At 37.9% G+C, this 21,829-nt stretch carries 12 protein-coding genes; 4 read left to right on the top strand and 8 right to left on the bottom strand.

Annotation, left to right across the window (positions count from 1 at the left end):
• Positions 1 to 83 precede the first annotated feature (83 nt).
• The 3 genes from M1D90_RS02720 to tagH all read left to right on the top strand — a co-directional run bounded on the left by M1D90_RS02720 (position 84) and on the right by tagH (position 6,402).
• Complete coding sequence (locus M1D90_RS02720; RefSeq protein ID WP_023857180.1) at positions 84 to 3,710, top strand: CDP-glycerol glycerophosphotransferase family protein; 3,627 nt, start codon at positions 84 to 86, stop codon at positions 3,708 to 3,710.
• A 257-nt stretch (positions 3,711 to 3,967) separates the two neighbouring features.
• On the top strand, positions 3,968 to 4,783 hold the full coding sequence (locus M1D90_RS02715; protein WP_023857179.1) for an ABC transporter permease: 816 nt from the start codon (positions 3,968 to 3,970) through the stop codon (positions 4,781 to 4,783).
• A 20-nt stretch (positions 4,784 to 4,803) separates the two neighbouring features.
• Positions 4,804 to 6,402, top strand: a complete 1,599-nt coding sequence (gene tagH / locus M1D90_RS02710) for a teichoic acids export ABC transporter ATP-binding subunit TagH (protein WP_023857178.1) — start codon at positions 4,804 to 4,806, stop codon at positions 6,400 to 6,402.
• Between the two features lie 89 nt (positions 6,403 to 6,491).
• Here tagH and M1D90_RS02705 read toward each other — a convergent pair whose 3' ends face one another.
• The gene (locus tag M1D90_RS02705; protein WP_023857177.1) at positions 6,492 to 9,125 is read right to left on the bottom strand and encodes an N-acetylglucosaminidase; all 2,634 of its coding nucleotides are present in this window, start codon (positions 9,123 to 9,125) and stop codon (positions 6,492 to 6,494) included.
• A gap of 269 nt (positions 9,126 to 9,394) precedes the next feature.
• Between M1D90_RS02705 and M1D90_RS02700 the strand changes: the two genes are divergently transcribed.
• On the top strand, positions 9,395 to 10,219 hold the full coding sequence (locus M1D90_RS02700; RefSeq protein ID WP_025810689.1) for a hypothetical protein: 825 nt from the start codon (positions 9,395 to 9,397) through the stop codon (positions 10,217 to 10,219).
• A gap of 29 nt (positions 10,220 to 10,248) precedes the next feature.
• Here the strand turns inward: M1D90_RS02700 and M1D90_RS02695 are convergent, their stop codons facing one another.
• The 7 genes from M1D90_RS02695 to M1D90_RS02665 form a co-directional block, all read right to left on the bottom strand.
• Positions 10,249 to 12,948 (bottom strand): glycosyltransferase, encoded by a 2,700-nt coding sequence (locus tag M1D90_RS02695; protein WP_023857175.1) that lies wholly within the window; start codon positions 12,946 to 12,948, stop codon positions 10,249 to 10,251.
• Complete coding sequence (locus M1D90_RS02690) at positions 12,948 to 13,718, bottom strand: hypothetical protein (RefSeq protein ID WP_023857174.1); 771 nt, start codon at positions 13,716 to 13,718, stop codon at positions 12,948 to 12,950. The genes M1D90_RS02695 and M1D90_RS02690 overlap by 1 nt, the downstream gene beginning before the upstream one ends.
• Before the next feature lie 95 nt (positions 13,719 to 13,813).
• Positions 13,814 to 14,923: a non-hydrolyzing UDP-N-acetylglucosamine 2-epimerase gene (gene wecB, locus M1D90_RS02685; RefSeq protein WP_023857173.1), complete on the bottom strand. Its 1,110-nt coding sequence runs from the start codon at positions 14,921 to 14,923 to the stop codon at positions 13,814 to 13,816.
• A gap of 65 nt (positions 14,924 to 14,988) precedes the next feature.
• Positions 14,989 to 16,266 carry a nucleotide sugar dehydrogenase gene (locus tag M1D90_RS02680; RefSeq protein ID WP_023857172.1) on the bottom strand — a complete coding sequence of 426 codons (1,278 nt, stop codon included), beginning with the start codon at positions 16,264 to 16,266 and terminating at the stop codon, positions 14,989 to 14,991.
• A gap of 54 nt (positions 16,267 to 16,320) precedes the next feature.
• Positions 16,321 to 17,628: a glycosyltransferase gene (locus M1D90_RS02675; RefSeq protein WP_023857171.1), complete on the bottom strand. Its 1,308-nt coding sequence runs from the start codon at positions 17,626 to 17,628 to the stop codon at positions 16,321 to 16,323.
• A gap of 2 nt (positions 17,629 to 17,630) precedes the next feature.
• Positions 17,631 to 18,836, bottom strand: coding sequence for a glycosyltransferase family 4 protein (locus tag M1D90_RS02670; RefSeq protein ID WP_025810688.1), 1,206 nt, complete (start codon positions 18,834 to 18,836; stop codon positions 17,631 to 17,633).
• Positions 18,837 to 19,091: 255 nt separating this feature from the next.
• Positions 19,092 to 21,722, bottom strand: coding sequence for an N-acetylglucosaminidase (locus M1D90_RS02665; protein WP_456283119.1), 2,631 nt, complete (start codon positions 21,720 to 21,722; stop codon positions 19,092 to 19,094).
• Between the last annotated feature and the right edge of the window lie 107 nt (positions 21,723 to 21,829).

Here is a 21,829-nt window from a genome sequence, read left to right as displayed (position 1 = left end):
CAGCAAATGCTTAATTTAATGACATGAAGATTATATAAAGAATACCTCTGTAATTTTGAAGAAGCAAGGAGATACGAGAACGAATGAATAAAAAAATTTTGAAAAGAAAAGTCAAATTTATTAAAGATCCTCTCGAAAACTATATGAAGAAAACAAATCATAGAAGAAATAATCAGTATGCTAAATTTTACGAAAAGCTGAATGTTATTGATAACACAATATTATACGAAAGCCGTGATGGAAAGAGCATTACTGACAGCCCTTTTGCAATTTTTAAATACTTAACAAAAAATCCGGAATTTAAGCATTACAAGCATATTTGGTCAGTAGAAGACTTTCATGCACTTGAACCTGTTATTTCGAAGTATAAAGATATGCCGAATGTTGAATTTGTTAAAAGAAATTCAACACAATATTTAAAGTACTTAGCCTCAGTAAAATATTTGATTAACAACTCAACTTTTCAGTCATTTTTCACATGTAAAAAAGAACAAGTATATATCAATACATGGCATGGAACACCGCTCAAAAGCATGGGTTTTGATATTCCGGGGAATCCCGCGCATTCGCAAAATGTTGTAAGGAATTTTATCAGTACAGATTATTTATTAAGTCCCAATAAACATACTACAAATATGTTTGTCAACAGTTATAAACTAAAAGGGTTGTACACAGGCGAGATTATTGAAGAAGGCTATCCAAGAATTGATTTGACACTTAATACAGTTCCTGAAAACTTCAAAAAGTTTCTGAAGGAATTGGATTTACAGATTGAGACTGAAAAGAAAACAATTTTATACGCACCTACCTGGAAAGGGACAAGTGTTTCAAAAGTAAAAAATGATGTATTTCAAATCGTAGCAGACATGAATTATCTGGAAGACAAAATTGGTGCTGAATACAATATTCTTATAAAAGTTCATCCTTTCTTATATAGTACGGCTGTCAAATCAGAAGAACTTAAAGGAAAACTTGTTCCAGATTTTGTGGATACAAATCAGCTGTTAAGTACTATTGATATACTGATAACAGATTATTCCAGCATATTTTTTGATTTTCTCGTTACCAACCGACCAATTTTGTTTTACATGTGGGATGCAGATGATTACAACGAACAAAGAGGAAAGTATATAAAAAATGAAGACCTTCCGGGTCCGGTTTTATATAACGTTAGGGAACTAACAGAGGCAATCGAAGATATAAATAAAGTGAGTTCGGAATTTGAAAAAAAATATCAGGAAAGTAAAGCCAAATTTACAAATTATGACGACGGAAATGTTACAAAAAGAGTTGTTGATAAGATTTTCAAAAATAGCGGGCAAGTAAATGTGATAAAAGATCTGAATAAAGGAAAAGAAAAGATTCTCATATACCCCGGCGGAATGAAGAATAACGGTATTACGACTTCTTTCATTAACTTAATGAGTAACATCGATTTTGAAAAATATGATGTGAGCTGTTTTATGGCAACACCCCATCAGAAAGAAGTGCTCAATAATATCGACAAGGTGAATAAAAATGTCAGATTCATATTTAAACCTGGTTTGCCTGTCTATACATTATCAGAGGTATACAAAGACAAACTGATTCATAATAGGGGTGCAAAGGGAAGACTTAAAGAGCTGTATCCAAATGATGCTTATGTAAGAGAGCACCAAAGACTGTTTGGAAAATCTAAATTTGATTATGTCATCGATTTTAGTGGTTACAGTTTATATTGGGCCAAATTCTTAGTTTGCGCAGATGCAAAAAAGAAAATTTGCTATATGCACAATGATCTTCTATCGGATAGTGAGAGATTAGTTAACGGGCGTCGACCGCATAGAATCAATTTAAGAGGGCTATTCTCGATCTATAACAAATTTGACAAATTGGTAAGTGTTTCAAAAGGAACAATGGAACTAAATAAAAAAAATCTGTCCATTTATGCTGATGAGGATCATTTTGATTATATTATGAACTCTATTAATCCCGAAAGAATTCTAGGGATTGAGCATACTGAATCAGATTCTGTGACGTCGGTGAACCCCCATGAGAATGGATCTAAGAATCATGTTGACATCGTGGATAATAAAAGGTTTAAAGCAAGAGCAAAGATTGTAAACGCCGATGGCTTCTTTGTTGTAAATACCTTAATTGATAAGGCAAATACCAGACTCACTCCAGCTAAGGAATTTGAAAATGAGGAAGTCTTGATATTAAGAGAAGCCCATACAAATGACGGAAGAATACTATATAAATTGAGTATCAACGGCAGTACCATCGGGTGGCTGGAAGAAGGTGCTCTTGAAATATTGCCGGACAGTATATTGACTGAAAAAGAAGTGAATAGACTGGCGATTATTCAGCACCCCAAAGGAAACGACATCTGGAATAAGCCATACAAAGTTTTGGATGTTGAAAAAGTAAGTTCGAGCAAAGAATATAAAGGAATTATTGTTGAGGTAGACAAAGAGGTTAGAACACAGCACTCTTTCTATAGCAGAATATACATTAATGATGTTTTGATAGGATGGATTGACAGTTCAGCATTGAAAATTGTAAAAGAGTATGAATTGGATAGTGAATGTGCGGATGAACAGCAGTCCATTATAAATAAGGAAAAGAATAAGATTAAACAAAAAAACTACAAAAAACATTCTGATATCATCCAAGGGCTGGACAACAGAACATTGGAGGAAAAAGCGTTGAACTTGTTAGCAAAGATAACAAGTGGAGAAGACTACATGATTTGGTCTAAGGCGTATCCCAATAATGGCTGCCAAAAAATATCGACTGCTGAAGAGTTCAACGGTTTAATTGCAAAAGTCATCAAGAGTCATAAAACAAAAGAAGGCACGTACTATCTTTTCTCAATAGATGAAAAAGTCATCGGGTGGCTGGACTGTAATGCCTTTAAAACTATAGACGAGACAGTCATTATAGAGGAGAAGCCAGTAGAATATGAGGCACAAATCAATTTAGGTGACACGGAATATATTTTTAACAAGCCATATGATGTAAAAGGTTGCAGTATAATAGATGATTATAAAAAATTCAATCATGAAGAAGTAAAAGTCGTTGAAGAGGCAACAACACAGCACGGTACCTATTGCAAAGTTATTTACCATGATAGAGAGCTAGGGTGGATAGAGCGCAATGCTTTAGAGAAAATTGAACCTCTCGGCTTAAAGGTTGGAAAAACTTTAATTCCTTATCCATCAGAAAGCGACTTTAATTTTGTCAATATGGGGAGACTCTCTCCAGAAAAGGCTCAGGATAACCTTATCAAGGCTTTCCATACACATGTTCAAACTTATCCAAACAGTAAGTTATATATTTTAGGCGAAGGCCCTTTAAAAAAAGATCTTCAACAATTAATAACCGATTTGGATCTGGAAGAGCATGCATATCTAGTTGGCCAGCTAGACAACCCATTCGGCTTTTTGAAGATGTGCGATTGCTTTGTTCTGTCTTCCCATTATGAAGGACAGCCGATGGTATTACTAGAAGCGATGACGCTAGGAATGAAAATTTTGGCGACTGATATTGTTGCAAATAGAACGGTATTAGAAAACGGAAAATACGGAACTTTAGTTGAAGACAGCGTTACCGGACTTGAACAAGGGTTAGTTAAAGTACGAACCGAACCTGTTGATAGCTCGCAGTCTTTTGATTACATTGAATATAATAAAACAGCTATGAATTCCTTCTATAAAGTTTTGAGTTAACGAATGTTGAGGCGAACGCCTCAACATTTTAATTATTATAGTAGATATTGTGAAACAGCAATTGCTAAAAAGAATTAGCAAATTGTATAGAAAGATGATAATGGTTGACAAAAAAATTTTTCGAATCGGTTTAATCTGGATATACTGGAAAATGCGATTTTGAGTCGATGTCAAAAGTGAAAAAAGGCGCGTGATCTGTTACAATAATGAGCGGTGCTATAAAAAAAGACAAAACTTTAACTCTAAGGAAGATTAGAATGAATGCTATGGTAAAAGTTCTTAAAGAAGTATTTTCTTCGCTTCCGCTGATTATGCGGCTGGCGGTTTATGAAACAAAGTCAAAGTATCAAATGAATTATTTAGGGGTTGTTTGGCAGTTTTTAAATCCGTTAATACAGATTTTAGCTTATTGGTTTGTTTTTGGAACTGGAATAAAAGGCACCAGGGCAGATATCGACCACTATCCATTTATTATTTGGATGCTTGCCGGCATCATCCCATGGTTTTTTATCAGCCCGACAATTCTTGATGGATCAAACAGTGTTTTTAGAAGAATCAATCTTGTGTCTAAGATGAATTTCCCAGTCAGCTCACTACCAGCGGTTGTGATTACTTCCAATTTATTCAGCTATTTTGGAATGACGTTAATCTATGTTTTGATTCTTATTGGAACTGGACATTTTCCGACACTTCATTGGTTGCAATATTTTTATTATTTGTTCTGTATGATTGCGTTTATGTTTTCATTCAGTTTGTTCAATTCTACAATCAGTGTGTTAGTAAGAGATTATCAATTTCTGCTTCAAGCTGGTACAAGGCTGCTGTTTTTCTTGATGCCAATCTTTTGGGATGTGGCGCACAGCTTGGCCAACAGGCCGCATATTTTGGCCGTTTTGAAATTAAATCCGCTTTTTTATATTATAGACGGCTTCAGAAACAGCTTTTTAAACGGCAATTGGTTTTTTAGCGATATAAAATACACCTTGTATTTCTGGATATTCACACTGCTGTTATTGTTAGTGGGGTCAATCCTCCATATGAAATTCAGGGACAAGTTTGTTGACTTTCTTTAATAAAGTAAGGAGATAATACGATGAAACTAAAAGTTTCGTTTCGAAATGTTTCAAAACAGTATCAACTGTACGAGAGACAGTCTGAAAAGATAAAAGCATTGTTCTTGCCGAACAAAACTGATAAAGGCTTCTATGCCGTTCGAAACGTCTCCTTTGATGTTTATGAAGGAGAGACTATCGGTTTTGTAGGAATCAATGGTTCCGGAAAATCGACGATGTCGAATCTGCTGGCAAAGGTGATTCCTCCGACAACCGGGGAAATTGAAATGAATGGTCAGCCTTCTCTGATTGCGATTTCCGCGGGATTGAACAACCAGCTGAGCGGGAAGGATAACATCAGGCTTAAATGCTTGATGATGGGGCTGACCAACAAGGAGATTGATGAGCTTTACGATAAAATCGTCGAGTTTGCCGATATTGGGGATTTCATCAATCAGCCAGTCAAAAGCTATTCAAGTGGAATGAAATCGCGCCTTGGTTTTGCGATATCAGCTCATATTGATCCCGATATTTTAATTATTGATGAAGCCTTGTCTGTAGGTGACCAAACCTTCTACAAAAAATGTATTGATCGAATTACTGAGTTTAAAAAGCGTGGGAAAACGATTTTCTTTGTCAGTCATTCCATCACCCAAATAGAAAAGCTCTGCGACCGCGTTGCTTGGATGCATTACGGCGAAATGCGGATGTTTGGTGAAACCGAGCAGGTTGTTGAGGAATATAAAGAGTTTGTTGACTGGTTTAATAAGTTGTCCAAAAAAGAAAAGAAAAAATATCAACAGGAACAAATTGAGCTTCGTAAAAAAGATCAGGCAGAAGAGCGAACAAGCCGTTATTTACAACATAATAAAAACCCGCAAACGATAGCGAATGCGGTGCAAATCACTTTTCTGTCAATTTTGCTGATTGCGTTAGCAGCAACAATGTTTGTGAGTACACCACTGCGAACAATCGCTTCCTTTGGGGCTATTCCGGGAAACGATGTTAAAAAATCGGAGGATCGCCAAACTGTATCAGAAACAGAACATTTAACAAAGGTGAATCAACCGGCATATGTCAAATCAACGCAGCTTTCAACATACAGTGATCAAGCATTAAAACAAAAAACAGCCACTTCTTTGCCATTTGGAACTGAAGTTACGCTTTCATCACAAAATGCCAAAGTGGCGCAAATTCATTTTAGCGGAAAAAGCTATTTTGTGAAAAAAAGCAGTCTTTCCTTAGCTAAAGACCAGAAAAATGTTTCATTGAGTGCCAATGCTTTTTCGCCTTACTTTCCCGAGAAAGCAAAGTCTTCTTACCAATACTTTCTTTCTTTTTTAGGGGAGAGTGAACAAACGCTAGAACAGACTTTGCAGGGAATCAAACAAGTAAAACACGATGACGGGAGTACAGGCCTTCGTCTCGATTATGAAAAAGTCGACTATGTAATTGAAAAACAAAAAGCATCAGCAATCGTTTTCCATGACATTCAAGTCGTCGAACCGGCTACAATATCTCTGCCTGAGGAGAAAGCTGTATTTGACAAAGATCATAAACGATACTTTTTCAAAACAAAAAAGCAGTTGTTTGTAGTGGATAACGAGAAGCATACTTTGATGATAAGAAATGAAAATTAAAGAAAAAAGCCATTGTGTATGATGAAACATCACAATGGCTTTTTCAATTTAAAAAAGATCTGACGCAACAATGCGTCAGATCTTTTAGCCTATTTATATTTTGGAACGTCATAATACAACGTATAATTGTCCAGCAGTGTGTATAAGCTGTACATCCGATTTACTTGTTTATAAGCCCAGCCGATATCTGTTGCATATTGGTGACTGGCCGTTGGGGCCCACCTCATTTTAAACAGTGTATCTTGCTGAAAGCCGCTTCTGTGAATATAGTTTTTGCCGATCAGTTCGGCTCCGCCGATGATGGCCTTTTCAGGAGTATCCCACCCCTGCTCATAGGCAGTTCTTGATCCGCATTCCAACGGACAAGAATCATATGCACCATATCCGTACACATTGTAAACCGTTTTTCCGTTATATTTGACACCTTTGGCTAATTGGGAAGTTCCATTTCCGGTTTCCAAAAGAGCATGAGAGATCAAATACAATTCATTAATGCTGTATTTTTTGGATGCCTCAACAAAAGCTGCTCCTTTTCCTTCAAGAATTCCCTTACCTTTTAATATTTTGCTGTTAATTTCACTGGCTGATAGACCTGCATATTGAGACAGTTTCAAAAACTGGAAGTAATACTTGCTGTCCATTGAAAAGTTATTCGGATTAATATAATACGCGGTCTCAACTTCACTTGCATTTCTCCAGCCCATGTTAATTTTTGCCCAATTCCCTTCAGTGCCGACAATACTGACTCTATCACCTTTATTTAGCATACCTATAATGTTGTTGCTAGCCACTTGCGGAGAAGATCTAACATTTAGGTAGTCTGCCGTTACGGTACTGTTGCCCGTATTGATATAAGAAAGCGATACATAGCCCGGAGAGTCTGTCTGCGGGTTAACACTCATTTGCTTTTTCAACATTTCACCAAGGGTGAGGCCGTAATCTGTATACATGATTTGGGGACCGTCTTTTGTTTTGACAATGTTGACAGTCCACCCATAATTACTTTTTATTTGGTTGGCTGTTGCAGATGCATTGTTGTATCCCTGGATATTATCAATGACAATTTTATAAAGGTATTGTCGCTCGCTTGTATAACTATTCCACCAGCCTTTTTCCTTAAAGAAGGCTTGAGCTTTCAGCAAGTCATCATACAGCAATGTCATTCCGGTTTCAATTCTATAGCTGGAATATCCGGTTTCTCCAGTGTTAACAATTGTAGCCCACCAATTATTAGCCTTGAAGAATTCCAGTCCTTTTTGGGCTTGCTCCTTGCCGAAAACCTGATCAGATACTACCCGATATGATGAATACCCGGTTTCACCGGTCTTCTGGTAGCCCGCATACCATGAGTTCTTTTTGAAAAAGTCCAATCCTTTATTAACCTGACCCGTTCCCAACACCGGATTGGAATATATTTTAAAGCGAGTATATCCTGTTTTCCCGGTATCCTGATAGCCCGCATACCAATTGTTTGATTTAAAGAAATCTAATCCTTTGGCAAGCAGAGTATCACCAAGAATCGGTTCAGAATAGATTTTGAATTTTGTATATGCCTGTTCTCCTGTTTCTTTATAAGACACATACCATGAATTCTTTTGAAAGAACTCCACACCCTTATTTACTGCACCCATTCCGAGCACGGGATCGGAAACGATTTTATAGCGGTCATACGTTTGTTTATCACTTTTCTGTGTTGAAAACCACCAGTTTTTCTTCGTCAAATACTGTTCTGCTTTTTCCCGATCTGAAGAATTGAGATCATGAAATAAAATTCTAAATGATGTTGAATTTGGCAGCTGCTCATATTCAGCAGTTAAGTTGATAGCCTCTTTGATCTCTTGAATATGTTTTTTAACAAGAGACTCACTTCCAAATCCGCCGGTTCTGATGTTGAAGTACTCGACAGGATCTCCCACTGGCTGTACGCGGCCTTTAATACCTGTCTCAGTTTCAAATTTTTCAAGATTGGCTGTTGCAGCAGACTCACTGTTAAATCCGCCACTGGTCAGAATATAATACTTTTCGGGATCACCAACAGGCTTATATGTCCCCTTGATTCCGGTTTTCTGTTCAAAATCACTCAAAATATTCTTCACTTTTGATTCGCCGCTAAATCCGCCGCTTATCAAAGTGTAATACTTTTCAGGATCGCCGATCGGTTTATATGTACCATCGATGCCTGTTTCCTTCTTGAAAGCACTTAAAATATCTTTCACTTTAGATTCCCCGACAAACCCGCCGCTGACTATCTGATAATAATAATCCTTGGTCGTACTTATCGGTTCAACTGATGCGGAAATCCCGGTTTTCTTTGTAAAAGACTGAGCGACTGATTCCGTTTTAGATTTCCCTGAAAAGCCGCCGCTTGATACATAGTAATAATAATCTTTCGATCCGATCCCCACGTAATTGGCATTTATACCAGTGCTATCTTCAAACTCTTGCAGGTTTAATTTGACTCGCGACTCTGTAGGAAATCCACCGGAATATAGATTATAAACATTTTTATAATCATTTGTTTTTTGATACACTGCATTCCAGCCAGTATTTGCTTTCAGTTTTTGCAAATTCTTTTCAGCGTCTTCCTGTCCGAGAAACGCAGCAGACGTCTCTACTTTATATGTAGAAGTATCCGTATATCCTGAAGATTTATTGACGAGGATTGAACTCAACATTCCGATAAAAAGTACAGAAACTGCAAATTTTAAAGATATTTTTCTCATTAGACTCCCCCCTTCTATTGTTCTATTTATCTCTCAGTTTTCTGTATCGGCTTACAAAGAGATATGTTTAACCGACATTTATGAGTATATCAAAATTTCAAGCAAAGACTATTATTTTTTTGGAACAATACAAAAAATGTGAAAAAAACCATGACTCTTGTCATAAAAAACACTTTTCATCATGTCATTTCATATATAAATCAGACTATCTTGACAAAAATAAAGAAATACGGATATCTTTAATTAAAAACTAATCACAAGGGGACTTTATGGACATTAAAAAAACAATTACTTCATTGGAAAATTTATCACAGGAGTCTCTTGCCTTTGGTGAGAAATTCATATTAATAGTAGAACATAAACAAATTAATTTTGAATTTTTTCTGAATATAAAATCGACCTCTGACGCTTTGTTGGTCCTTGGATCCGGAGCGATCGATCCGAAAAAACACTCACTTCCTGTTTTCCACAGACATTCGTGGGCAGATGAAATCGCTTGCTCCAGCATATTTTATAATGACCCGACCCTTTATTTAGGAAATATAAATATCGGATGGGGACAGGGGGATGAAGAACATTTTTATTTAGAAACCATTTCAAACATCGTTATCAAAATCGCTGACATATTGAAAATAAAGCCGGAGAAAACAACTTTCTATGGAAGCTCAGCCGGGGGATACACCTCTCTATTCCTCAGCGGACTGTTCAAAGGCTCGACCGCCCTGGTCAACAATCCACAAACTATCGTGTACAACTATTATCAAAGCCATGTCTTGAAAATGTTTGAGGTATCATATAAAAAAAAGGGATTAGAAGATTTTCCACAACATTTAAGGTACAGGATGAATATTCCGGAATTATATAAAAAAATAAATTATATTCCCAATATCATTTATTACCAAAATCTAGCCTGCGAACATGATATTAACCGTCATTTTAATCCTTTTATTAAAGATATTTTTGAACTCACAAAACAAAAACCGTATGTAAAAAAAGTTGAATGTCACTTCTATTATGATGAGGAAAAAGGGCATAATCCTATGAGTAAAGAAGAGACTTTGGCTATTCTAAATGAAAGAACCGGAAAATATTAAGGGGAAGGGGGATGTCCCCCCCTCCTTACCTAAACTTCTGATTTTAATAAATTTAAAATATCTTGATCTTTCCACTTCATTCCTTCATATAACCTCAATATTTGCACTAAAAGATTTCTTGCTTCATCTTTCTCCTCTTCATTTACCATGGTCAATTTAACCATATACCAATTCTTCACATAGTTCTCAAGGCGAATATCCTGATAATCTTCCAACAGTCCTTCTTTTTTCAACCAAGCAATTCGCCCTTTTTCAAGCATCACATATCGCTCAAAAAATCTTTTGTTTATATTGTTGACTGAAGAGTTTTCAACCATTGCATAGTAAATATGAATAGGTAAATCAATGACTTTAAAAGCCCTTGATGAGAGGATCATTTCATGAAAGACGAGAGTATCCTCCCCTATTGCACCTTCAACCATCTTAATGCCGGAATTCATTAGCCATTTTCTGTTAGCAACAAGAGCCTGGATACTCATTGCCTTAAAATAAGTTTTCTTAAGAAATTCCCCATGTGGTCCCTTCCGAGATGCTCTGCCATTATTGAACCCCATCATGGTTTTATAATAGGAAAACAGCTGCTCTTGATCCGATAATCTAACCATATCGCCGATTACCATATCATATGAAGATCCTTTAGCCTCCTCTAAAAGAGCGGCATAACCATCATTAATCGCTTCATTATCCGGGTCAAGATATGTTACCCATTCTGAAGTTGACAGATCCAATCCTTTATTTCTCGGCCTTGACGCACTTCCGCTCCCCCCTTGAGGATAGAAATGCGTTTTTACATTAGGGTATTTTTCCTGCAGCCTTTTAACGATATAAGGTGTATACCCATCTGTAGATCCGTCGTCAACGATTATAATCTCCATATCCTCAAAAATACTGCTTCTGGAAAGACTCTGAAAACATTTATACCTTAAATGCTCGCCATTGTTATATGTCGGTATAATCACCGAGAGTTTATAAGTTTTGATTTCATTCTCCTGTTTATTCTCCAGGGCAGTCAAAATCTCTAAAGGGTCAATACTATATCCTTTCAAAAGCTCGCCAGGCTGTATATCTTTCAACGATTTCCAATCAAATGACTCTCTCCAGAACAATGTCCGGTATCGATCCTTCATTTCATTTACATACTGATGTTCGACCCCAGGCACATATTCTTGCGGCGACCGGTAGTAAGCATCTTTTGTAATATAGTCTGAATCTGTATATTTAAAACCGTTGATCATATCCTCGAGATAATATTCTCCATAACAGTAGTCCTCACCGAAAAATGCAACCATATCATGCTCGGCATAAACTTGTTCAGTCACATCTTTTTCTTCCATAAATGTTTTGTATGGATAAGATTGACGGTTAAATTGTTCTCTCATTTCAGGTGTATCTTTTTTGGTGACTACAAGCACTTTTTTATTGAATTTATGCTTTTTAAGCCCTGTGATTTCCGCAATTTTATTGACTCTGTCAAATGCGGTTTCACCATTCAATACCTTTCTGACACCTTGCATCTGCAGCTCGTATATTTCTTTTGCAGATAATGAGTTTAAGTAATCAGTCAATTCTCCTTTAGAGGGAGCCAAAAATACGTTTGGATATTTGCTATTTATTCCGATGCTGTAGTTGGACAACACCACCGTACCCATTGCCTGTAATTCATACACCCTGTTGGCAAACATTGTGTTGCTGTCTTTTACAGAGTTTAAATTTAATGTAAAATCATACATTTTATGAATTTTTTGCAAAGTTTCATGATCTGTTGACGGCACCACATAAGGAACATATTCCTTTGGATAAAAATGAGCAGGAAGCTGTAATGAAAAATTGCGGTCAATGATGGTTAATTCACGGCCTGCATTTAATACTCCATCAAAGAGAATTCGGCTGTCATGCTGTCTGTTTGGATATTTATGATACCATGAGCCTGCAAATAGTATATCCTGCCTTCTGAACATTCTCGTCCCAATCGGGTTATGATAAATTGGGTTAACGCCAAACTCCAATACGTCAAACGTTTTTGCTGAAGGACAGTCCCTTCGATAATCGTCAAGAACTTCTTGGCACGTCGTAAAAATATGGTCCGCTTGCTGAGCTAAGTCGATATAAAACTCATAATTAACCGGATCTTCTTTTGAATAAAAGACAATAGGAATATCCTTGCTTCTGTAAAATTCAATAATGCTGCTGATTCGATCCCTTATTTTCTTTATTTTCGGATTACCAAGGCCTTTCCATGATCCATCAAGCCCTCTCCAAGCAGTAGCAAGAACAAAAACATCAATTTTGTCACCAAAATTTCTATAGTTTTCATAATTAATATAATGAAAACCCGCAGCGTCTTCCAAGCTTTTAAATAAGAATTCATCTGCAATAATTCCAACTTCTAAATCAAGTTTCTTATAATACTTTGAACCATTGCTGTCGGGAAGTTGTTTGATTTGCTCCTGAATTTCCTCATAGTATCCTTTTTTGTGATTTTTCTTTAAAAACTGCAAGTATGCTTCTTTTTCAGCCGGTGTCATAATATTGTTTTGACGAGATGCTGGTGAACTTTTAGCGGTTTGACTATTTCTTAAGTCCGCAAGCTTCTTTTTCCTGTTATTTAAAACCGATAGACTCTTATTTTGATTAAACTCACTTATAGTGGCTTTATCAACGGCAATTTCCTTTGTCAACCTAGCTATTTTTTGTTTAATAGTCGTTAGACGCTGATCAATATTCGACATCAACGATTACCTCTTCTTTTTCTAAATTTCCAATAAAAAAGGGTCAAACGTCCTAATTTTGATGAAGAGAGTGCTTGATAACGCCTCTCCAGATACTTCATTTGCTTGTCCATTTTCTTTTGTTGCTGTAATAATTTTTCTTCTTTCTTATATGCATCAACCAGATCTTTTTTTAGCACAGTCACTTCATTCAGCAACGAAGATATCTGCTTCTCATACGGCTGAACTTCTTTCCTGTCATGAAGATTAAGGGTATCGATCATACTGCAGATTATCTCTGATAAGCTGTTAACAGCTGTGTCATTAGTTCGTTGCAATTTTAACCCGATCCATTTGTTGCCGCTGTAAACTTTAACATTAAATCCGAGTTGAAAAGATGCTATGACTAAATTCAGGAGATTATTGAGATTCAGATCTTTTATAAATGTCCAAAGAACAAAGCTTCCTTTCGATGATAGATATGGAGCTAACCGTTCAATATACCTTTCAGAATCAAATACGGTCTTTAGAAGATCTCCCAAAAGGATGGTGTCAAACGTCTCAATATTCATGTCTGCCTCTTCTTCAAGGTCATGCCTTAAATACACAACTTTTTTTCCGACAGCAGTCAAATATGCGTCACCAAGATTACTTGATTTAACAGCGACTAAAATATGATCCCCCACAGCCGAGGTATATTCCCATTTTATTGGATTATTATCGTCTAAACCCAAAAATTCGTTGTTTTTTTCGTTTACGTTTGGAGCTGTTTCTGAGAAAACAGGTTTCAAATGTATCTTCCTCCTTCTCTGAATATGTGAGGGAATAAAAACTAAGTCTAATCAATGAGGATAGTCTGCCAAATGGCAGACTATCCGTGTGTTGGTCATGAAAAATAGCTGAGAAGAGCTTCCACAATACGTTTGGATGCATGACCATCTCCATATGGATTGGAAGCCCTTGACATTTTTTTGTATTCTTCCTCATCTGTTAGTAACTGTTTCGTCAGCGTGTAAATCACATTTTCTTTTATACCAGCTAGCTTTAATGTCCCTGCTTCGATTCCTTCAGGTCTTTCCGTTGTATCCCGCAAAACAAGAACAGGCTTCCCTAGTGAAGGAGCCTCTTCCTGTACACCCCCTGAATCGGTTAAAATCAAATATGATTTTGACGCGAAATTGTGGAAGTCAATCACTTCTAAAGGCTCAATTAAATGAACACGGTCCAAGCTTCCCAATATTTTTTCAGCTGTTTCCCTTACAACGGGATTTAAGTGGACAGGATAAACAACTTGAACATCATTGTGCTCCTCAACGATTCTTTTGATCGCGCGAAACATGTTTTCCATAGGTTCGCCTATGTTCTCTCTTCGATGAGCAGTCAAAAGAATCATCCGGTCATTCCCTAATTGATCAAGAACTTCATGATGATAATCATCCCGGACAGTCGTTTTTAGAGCATCTATTGCCGTGTTTCCTGTAACATAGATTTGTGCAGGATCTTTGTTTTCCTCTAATAGGTTTTGTTTAGATTTTTCTGTAGGGGCAAAGTGCAAATCAGCAATTACACCCGTAATCTGACGGTTAATTTCCTCTGGAAAGGGAGAATATTTGTTTCTCGTTCTCAATCCTGCTTCTACATGCCCGACAGAAATTTGATTATAAAATGCAGCTAGGCTGCCGACAAAAGTCGTTGTTGTATCACCATGTACAAGCACAATATCGGGTTTTTGTTCTATTAACAATTCATTTAATTTCGACAATGCGCGTGTGGTAATATCAGCAAGTGTCTGCCGGTCTTTCATGATATTCAAATCAAAATCAGGTTGAATGTCAAAAGCACTTAGAACTTGGTCAAGCATCTGCCTATGCTGAGCAGTAACAGTTACCAAAGATTCGATGTGATCAGGATATTTTTTAAGTTCAAGGACAAGCGGAGCCATTTTGATTGCCTCCGGCCGGGTCCCGAATATGGTCATGACTTTTATTTTTTTCAACGCTTTGCCTCCTAGTTGTTGCAATTCACTTTATTTCTATCGATTCGGAACAATGCTTTGATGACCTATACCAGTATCTTCTCTTTATTTGTTGACTCATGAAGGTTCCCAAAATTGATATATTTAAAATCATTTGAACGATTTTTTACGATGTTTTTCGTATCAAAAATCTGCTTAGTTGACATTTTAGTCAAGTGAGACCAATCCAATTCTTTAAATTCATCGTGATCGGATAAAATTAATATTAAATCTGAATGATCTACAGCTTCCTCGATGTCAGCGAAAACAAAGTCCTTTTTAACATGCGGATCATAAGCTCTGACTTCATATTCCCCTTGTTCCTTTAAGATTTCTAAAATTTCCATAGCCGGGCTTTCCCTGATATCATCTACATTTCCTTTATAAGTGAGGCCAAAAACGGTAATTATTTTCCCTTTCGCCTTTTCCATCAATGTATTAACGCTTTCTACTACATAGTAAGGCATTGAAGTATTAATGGAACGTGAAAGGTCAATTAATCTAGCAGTTTCCGGAGCCTTGGCGACAATAAAGTAAGGATCAACAGCCAGACAATGGCCTCCCACACCCGGTCCCGGTGTGTGTAAATTGACTCTTGGATGTTTATTTGCCATTTCAATAACATCAAGCGTGTCTATCTCAAGTTCGTTACATACTTTTGTAAGTTCATTTGCTAAAGCGATATTTACATCCCTGAACGTATTCTCCATTAGCTTGGACATTTCTGCTGTTTTAGCATTTGTTTTGATAATCTCGCCTTTTACGAAAGTGCTGTATACTTTTGCTCCGGCTTCTGTACAAGCTCGTGTAATTCCGCCTACAATACGATTATTATATACTAATTCGTGAAGAATCTGCCCAGGAAGCACCCTTTCAGGACAGTGAACCAAATATACATCTTCACCAATGACAAAACCGGCTTCCTCCACAAGAGGTTTTACATAATCATCCATGCTTCTTGGTCCAATCGTTGATTCAACAATAATAACGTTGCCCTTTTTGACGAATGGAAGGACCGTCTTAACTGCATCCAGAACATAAGTTAAATCGCAGGACCTATGTTCATCATTACGGTTAGGGGTTGGAACTGAAATAATAAACGCATCAGATTCCTCCGGCATCAGTGAAGCTTTAAAGGTTCCATTTCGAATGACCTCATTTAAGGCTTCTTGCAGCCCCGGCTCCTCGATATGAATGAGCCCCGCATTTAAAGAGTTTATAACTTCCTGTTTAATATCAACCCCTACGACTTCAACGTTGTGTTTAGCAAACATAATAGATGTCGGTAGACCAATATAACCAAGTCCCATTGTGCAAATTTTCATCATTTTTACGCCCCTTTTCAAAAATAAATCATTAATAATAGTAAATAGTACCTATTAAAGAGCCAAATCATTGACCTCTAGGTTTTTATAAACTCTTAAAAAAGCAACCTTTTCATGTTCCCAGTTGTATAAATCCCTGGCTCTGAGACTATTTCGACTTAAAACCTCTCTGAAATCCGGAGCGCTCAACAGTTTATTAACGCCCTCAGCAATAGAATCTGGGTCATGAGAATCAACGATTATTCCTGTCTTCTCTCCTTCTATCACTCTCCTGATTTCCGGAAAATCGCAAGCAACCACCGGAACCCCGGCCATCATATATTCGAACAATTTGTTTGAAGAAGCTGAATAGTGATTGAAGCACACATTATTTAATACTTGAAAACCTAAATATGCATTTCTTGTATATTTAGGGAGTTCAGCTAACGGAACCTTCGGCAAAAATCTAACCTTGTCTTCGATTCCCATTTCATCAACCATTTTTTCCAAATCGGGTTTTATACGGCCATCTCCAATAAACACTATTGTTCCTTCGATAAATTTCGGAGCCGCTTTAACGAGATTTTCAAGTCCCCTTCCCGTTTGTATACCCCCTTGATACAAAAGAATTTTTTCCTTTTCCGGAAGGTTCAACAGGCTGTGGAGATCGATTTTTTCACTGTTTTCTTCTATTTGCTTAAATGGATAGTTGTGTACTACATGCGGATAAAAACCGTAAAGATCCTCATTATACTTCGCTCTCGTATGGTTTTCGACAATCATTGCATCAATTTTTTCAATCAAAAAAGCTTCCATTTTTCCGTAAAAGCTGCTGTCGTAGCCCGTTCTGCTTGTTTGTACTTCATGAGAATCATAGATTAGCTTTTTTTTCTTCAAGCGGAACTTTGAACATATATAACCTTGCGGAAGGGTGTTTAAATCATTTGAATGATAGATGTCATACTTCCGCTTCGCCCCTTTTAAAATCATTCTTAAAATGATGCTTCCTCTAACAATCGCTGTCTTCAGTTTCGTTTTGAGAACAATTAAAGCAAAAAGAGTACAGATGATGACAGGAATTGGCATCATATATACGAAAAACAGCCATAAGAGAGCAGCCAGCAGCAACAAAAATTTATTCTGCCTTAACTTCTTCATGATCATTTGGAAAAACTGAAGACTTACCGGATATCTCTTTACACGATGCACCCTAAAATGTTCATTGTATTCTTCAAAAGTTTTAAGATTAGGATCTTTTGGATCGTGGATACAAATTAAATCAACATCATAGGTATCTTCAGACAGTGCTGTACATTCCCTCATAACCCTTGCGTCATTTGTAAAATGGTTCCAAACAAACATACAAACTTTTGTTCTCATCATAATCAACCTTTAGCCATTTGATCTAACAAATTCGTTAATTTGTTAATATTGTTTTCCCACAAGAATTTTTTTTCGATAAATTCTCTGCAATTTGACTGCATCTCCTCTAATAGTTCTGGATCATTGTAAAGCTTTAAAATATAACTTACCATTTCATCAACTGATTGCCGGCTTGTCACAAAGCCGATTTTTTCACTTTCAATCAGCTGTTTGGAATATCCAGACAATGAAGCGACAACGGGAAGTCTGCATGTTAAATAGTCAATAATTTTACCGGGAAGTACTGTTTCAAAAACCCTAGAATTATTCAGTGTTGCTATTCCCACATCACAGCGTGACATCCGGTTTAAACAATCTTGTCTTCCCATCGGCTTTATAAGCTTTACATTTTTAAGGTTATGACGCCGGACAAAATCTGTAAAAGTCTGTTTCTGCACTCCATAGCCAATCACGTTTAATGAAATATGATGTTCATTCAGCTTTTTTGCGAGCTGCATTAAAATTGTGACATCTTGAGCCAGTCCAATATTACCTGCATAAACAACATTAAACATTGAGCCCCCCTCTCGTTTTTCCAGCATCGTTTCTTTTTTTCTTGCAGCATTCGGCAGGAATATCAACTTTTTTGTTAAACCATCACATTTATTTTTAAAATGGTCTATAAATCCCTCGCTGTTGATGATGATATGGTCGGCTTTTTTGTATAATGTAGATTCCATTTTTTCAAACATCCAAATAATATAAGAACGATTAAATACACCAACGCCTTTTAGTGATTCCGGCCATAAATCCCTGACATCCAACAGCAACTTCGCATTGTAACGATATTTAGCGACTAAGCCGACAAAGGCTACAAAAATAGGCGGAGAAGTTACAAACACAATATCATATTGATTTTTATCCTTCTGAACGTAAAAAAACATTTTCAACATTATCTCAAGATAATAGAAAAGTCGGCTAAAAAAGTTGGAGGAATATTTTTTATTCTGAATTGACAATCGAGTAACTTGGTTTCGGTCTACATCGATATCTTGTTCGTTCCAAAAATCTTCTTGAGAATAAATGTCTCTGGAAGGATACGTCGGCTCCGTGGTCAAAACGTCTACATGATAACCTTTTTGCTTCAACATGAGGAAAATGGTTTTCATCCGGTTACCTGCACTGCCGATTTCAGGATAAAAATTTTGTGTGATCATTAAAATTTTCAAATAAACTCCCCGCACTTCCACAAATATTTAAAAAGAATCACTACGTATGAATCAGTTTCCTTAAAATGCAAAAAATGAAAACGAATCACCAAATGAAACAGATTCATATAATTCTGTCAGTCTATTTACGATTATAATATTTACAAAACACCAATTGCAACAGCAGTTCGTGAATTTCGACACAATTCTCCTTCCTTTATTAGGTATTTCGTTGCATAATGCCCCCCAAACAAATAGGAAGCAGGTCCCTGCTTCCTAATGATAAACTGGTATATCATAATACACTGTGTAATCATCGAGCAATGTATAAAGACTGTACATTCTCCCCACCTGCTTATAAGCCCAGCCGACATCTGTTGCATATTGGTGAAGGGCGTTCGGAGACCATCTCATTTTATAGAGGGTATCCTGTTTGTAAGTCGGGTGGTGAATGTATTTTTCACCGATGAATTTGGCTCCGCCCATAATGGCTGCCTCAGGTGTGAACCACCCTTGTTCATAGGCGTATTTTGCACCGTAGTAAAGCGGATTGCTGTCGTAAGCCCCGACGCCGTACATATTGTAAACCTTTTTGCCGTTGAACATCGTTCCTTTTGCCAACTCGGAAGTTCCGTTGCCCGTCTCAAGGAGCGAGTGCGAAATGAGGTACAGTTCATTGATGCTGTATGCTCTTGCCGCGTCGATGAACGCTTGGCCTTTGCCTGTCAAAATCCCTTTATTATAAAGGATTTTCGCATTGACTTCGGCGGCATTCAAGCCAGCCGTTTGCGAGAGTTTTAAAAATTGGAAGTATGCCGAGCTGTCTTGTGTAAAGTTTTGCGGGTTGACATATTTTTCGACTTCTTCTCTGCTGGCATTACGCCAATTCATTCTGATTTTTGCCCAGCCGTTTTCCTGGGAGATGATATTGACTTTATCCCCTTTTTGCAGCTGTCCAATGATGTTCCCGCTTGTCACAAGGGGGCTTGACCTGATATTCAGCAGATCAGCCGTAACGGTTTGGTTCGCCGTATTGATGTAGCTTAATGAAACATAAGCCGGCGCATCCGTTTGCGGGCTGACTTTCATCTGTTTGTCGACCATCTGGCTGAGCGTGATTCCGTAGTCAGTCGTTGTGATTTGCGGGCCGTTTTTCACTTTGATGACATTCACCGGCCAGCCGTAATTCGTTTTAATCCGATTAGCGGCAGCATCCGCACGGTCTTTCCCTGTAAATAGTTCATTGATTGAGATATGAAACAGGCTGACCGTCTTTGTTTGGTAAGTTGCGCTGATATTGTTCTTTTTAAAGACATTCAGTCCCTTGTCGAGATCTGCTTTGCTTGTGACCTGACCTGCCGTCACCCGGTACTGCCTGTAGCCGTACTCACCCGTTTGTTCAATCTTGCCCGGTATACTCCGCTTGCTGAAAAATTCAAGCGCATGCTGTAATTTCTCCGAGCCGATCAGAGCTTCCGAACTCAGTTTGTACCGGCTGTAATACTGGCCGGTCTTGACGGCCTCTGCGTGAATGCCTGTTTCTTTAAAGAAATTGAGCGCCTTCGTCACTTTGTCCTGTTCGTATACGGACTCCGTTGTCAGCTGATAATGGCTGTACACTTTTTTTCCCGTCGGTCCGGGCGTTCCCGCTGCACCGTTTTTCTTGAAGAATTCCAGCCCTTTATTGATTCGCGCTTGAACGGCTGTTTCGCCGGACGCGATCCGGAAGCGATTGACGGTCGTACCGCCGGCGTTTTGGGCGGAAGCCTGAATGTTTTTGTTTTTAAAAAACCGGATGCCGTCGTTTGCTTTCTTTTGATCTGAAACCGGGACGGAAACGATTCTGAAAGATGTCTGCTTTCTCCCTGCCTTTGCAGCAGTATAACGCCACGTTTTCTTTTTAAAAAAGGCGTCGACTTTTTTAAGGTTTTGGCTGTCTACGCTTTTCATGCTGACGATCCAGAAACGCGTGCCTTTTACCTTTTCCGTGCTTGAGGTGAGACCGGTATTCTTTTTAATTTGGCCGGCGGCATTTTTCGCGGTCTTTTCGTCATTAAAATATCCCGATTTCACATTGTAAAGCTGCGCCGGCTGACCGGCGGCTTCATATGCCCCTTTGACCTTGAGCTCTTTTTCAAACTGCTTCAGCAGATTTTTTGCGTTTGTTTCGCCTTGTATCGCACCTGTCACAATTTTATATCTGGGCTGTTGTTTCTTTACTGTTTCTATCGTTCCTTTAAGAGCGGTTTCTTTTTCAAATTGGACAAGCAGGCTTTTCGCTTTGCTCTCATCTGCGATTTCTCCTGAATAAAGCCTGACGATCGCTTGTCCCGCTCCGTATGGTGCGTACGACGCTTTGAGGCCGGTCGCTTTTTGAAAACGATCGAGGATGGCTTTCGTGTTGTCTTCGCCTTCGATTCCTCCGGTGGCAACCTTCACGTATGCTTCCCTGTTCCCTGCAAGTGTATAGGTTGCTTTCAGCCCCGTTTCTTTTTCAAATTGGAGCGCCCATTCCTTGGCTTTTGCTTCACCGGCAAACTCCTTTGATACCGCTTTGGAAAACGGTTCTTTCTGTCCAATCGGACCATAGGACGCCTTCAAACCGGTTTCTTTTTCAAACTGCAAAAGCAGATTTTTTGCTCTGCTCTCCCCTTCTATCCCCCCTGTTGTCAAAACGTAAGTTGTGCCGTTTTTCCCTGAAGGTTTGACCTCGGCTTTCCATCCCGTGTCCTTTTTCAGTTGTTCGGCTGCTTTGAGCGCTTCGCTTTCGCTATTAAACTCTTTTGTTGTTTCGATTTTGTAGACGGAAGTATCGGTATATGCTGCTAAAGCAGGGATTGCCGGGACTGCCGTATGTATGAGCAAAATGATTGCAGCAAAAATAACGGTTTTTCTAATGTTTTTCACATTCTCTACTCCCCTCGACTATAAACCTCCTAATTTCAAAAACTTGCTTTCTCTTTTTATCGGCGAGCCGGACTATTTTTTCACAATAAAAAAGCTTAACGGCCTTC

This window comes from Bacillus sp. JZ34 (assembly GCF_053903205.1).
Note: the sequence above shows the minus strand (reverse complement) of the source record. Positions and strands in the feature narration are given on the sequence as shown.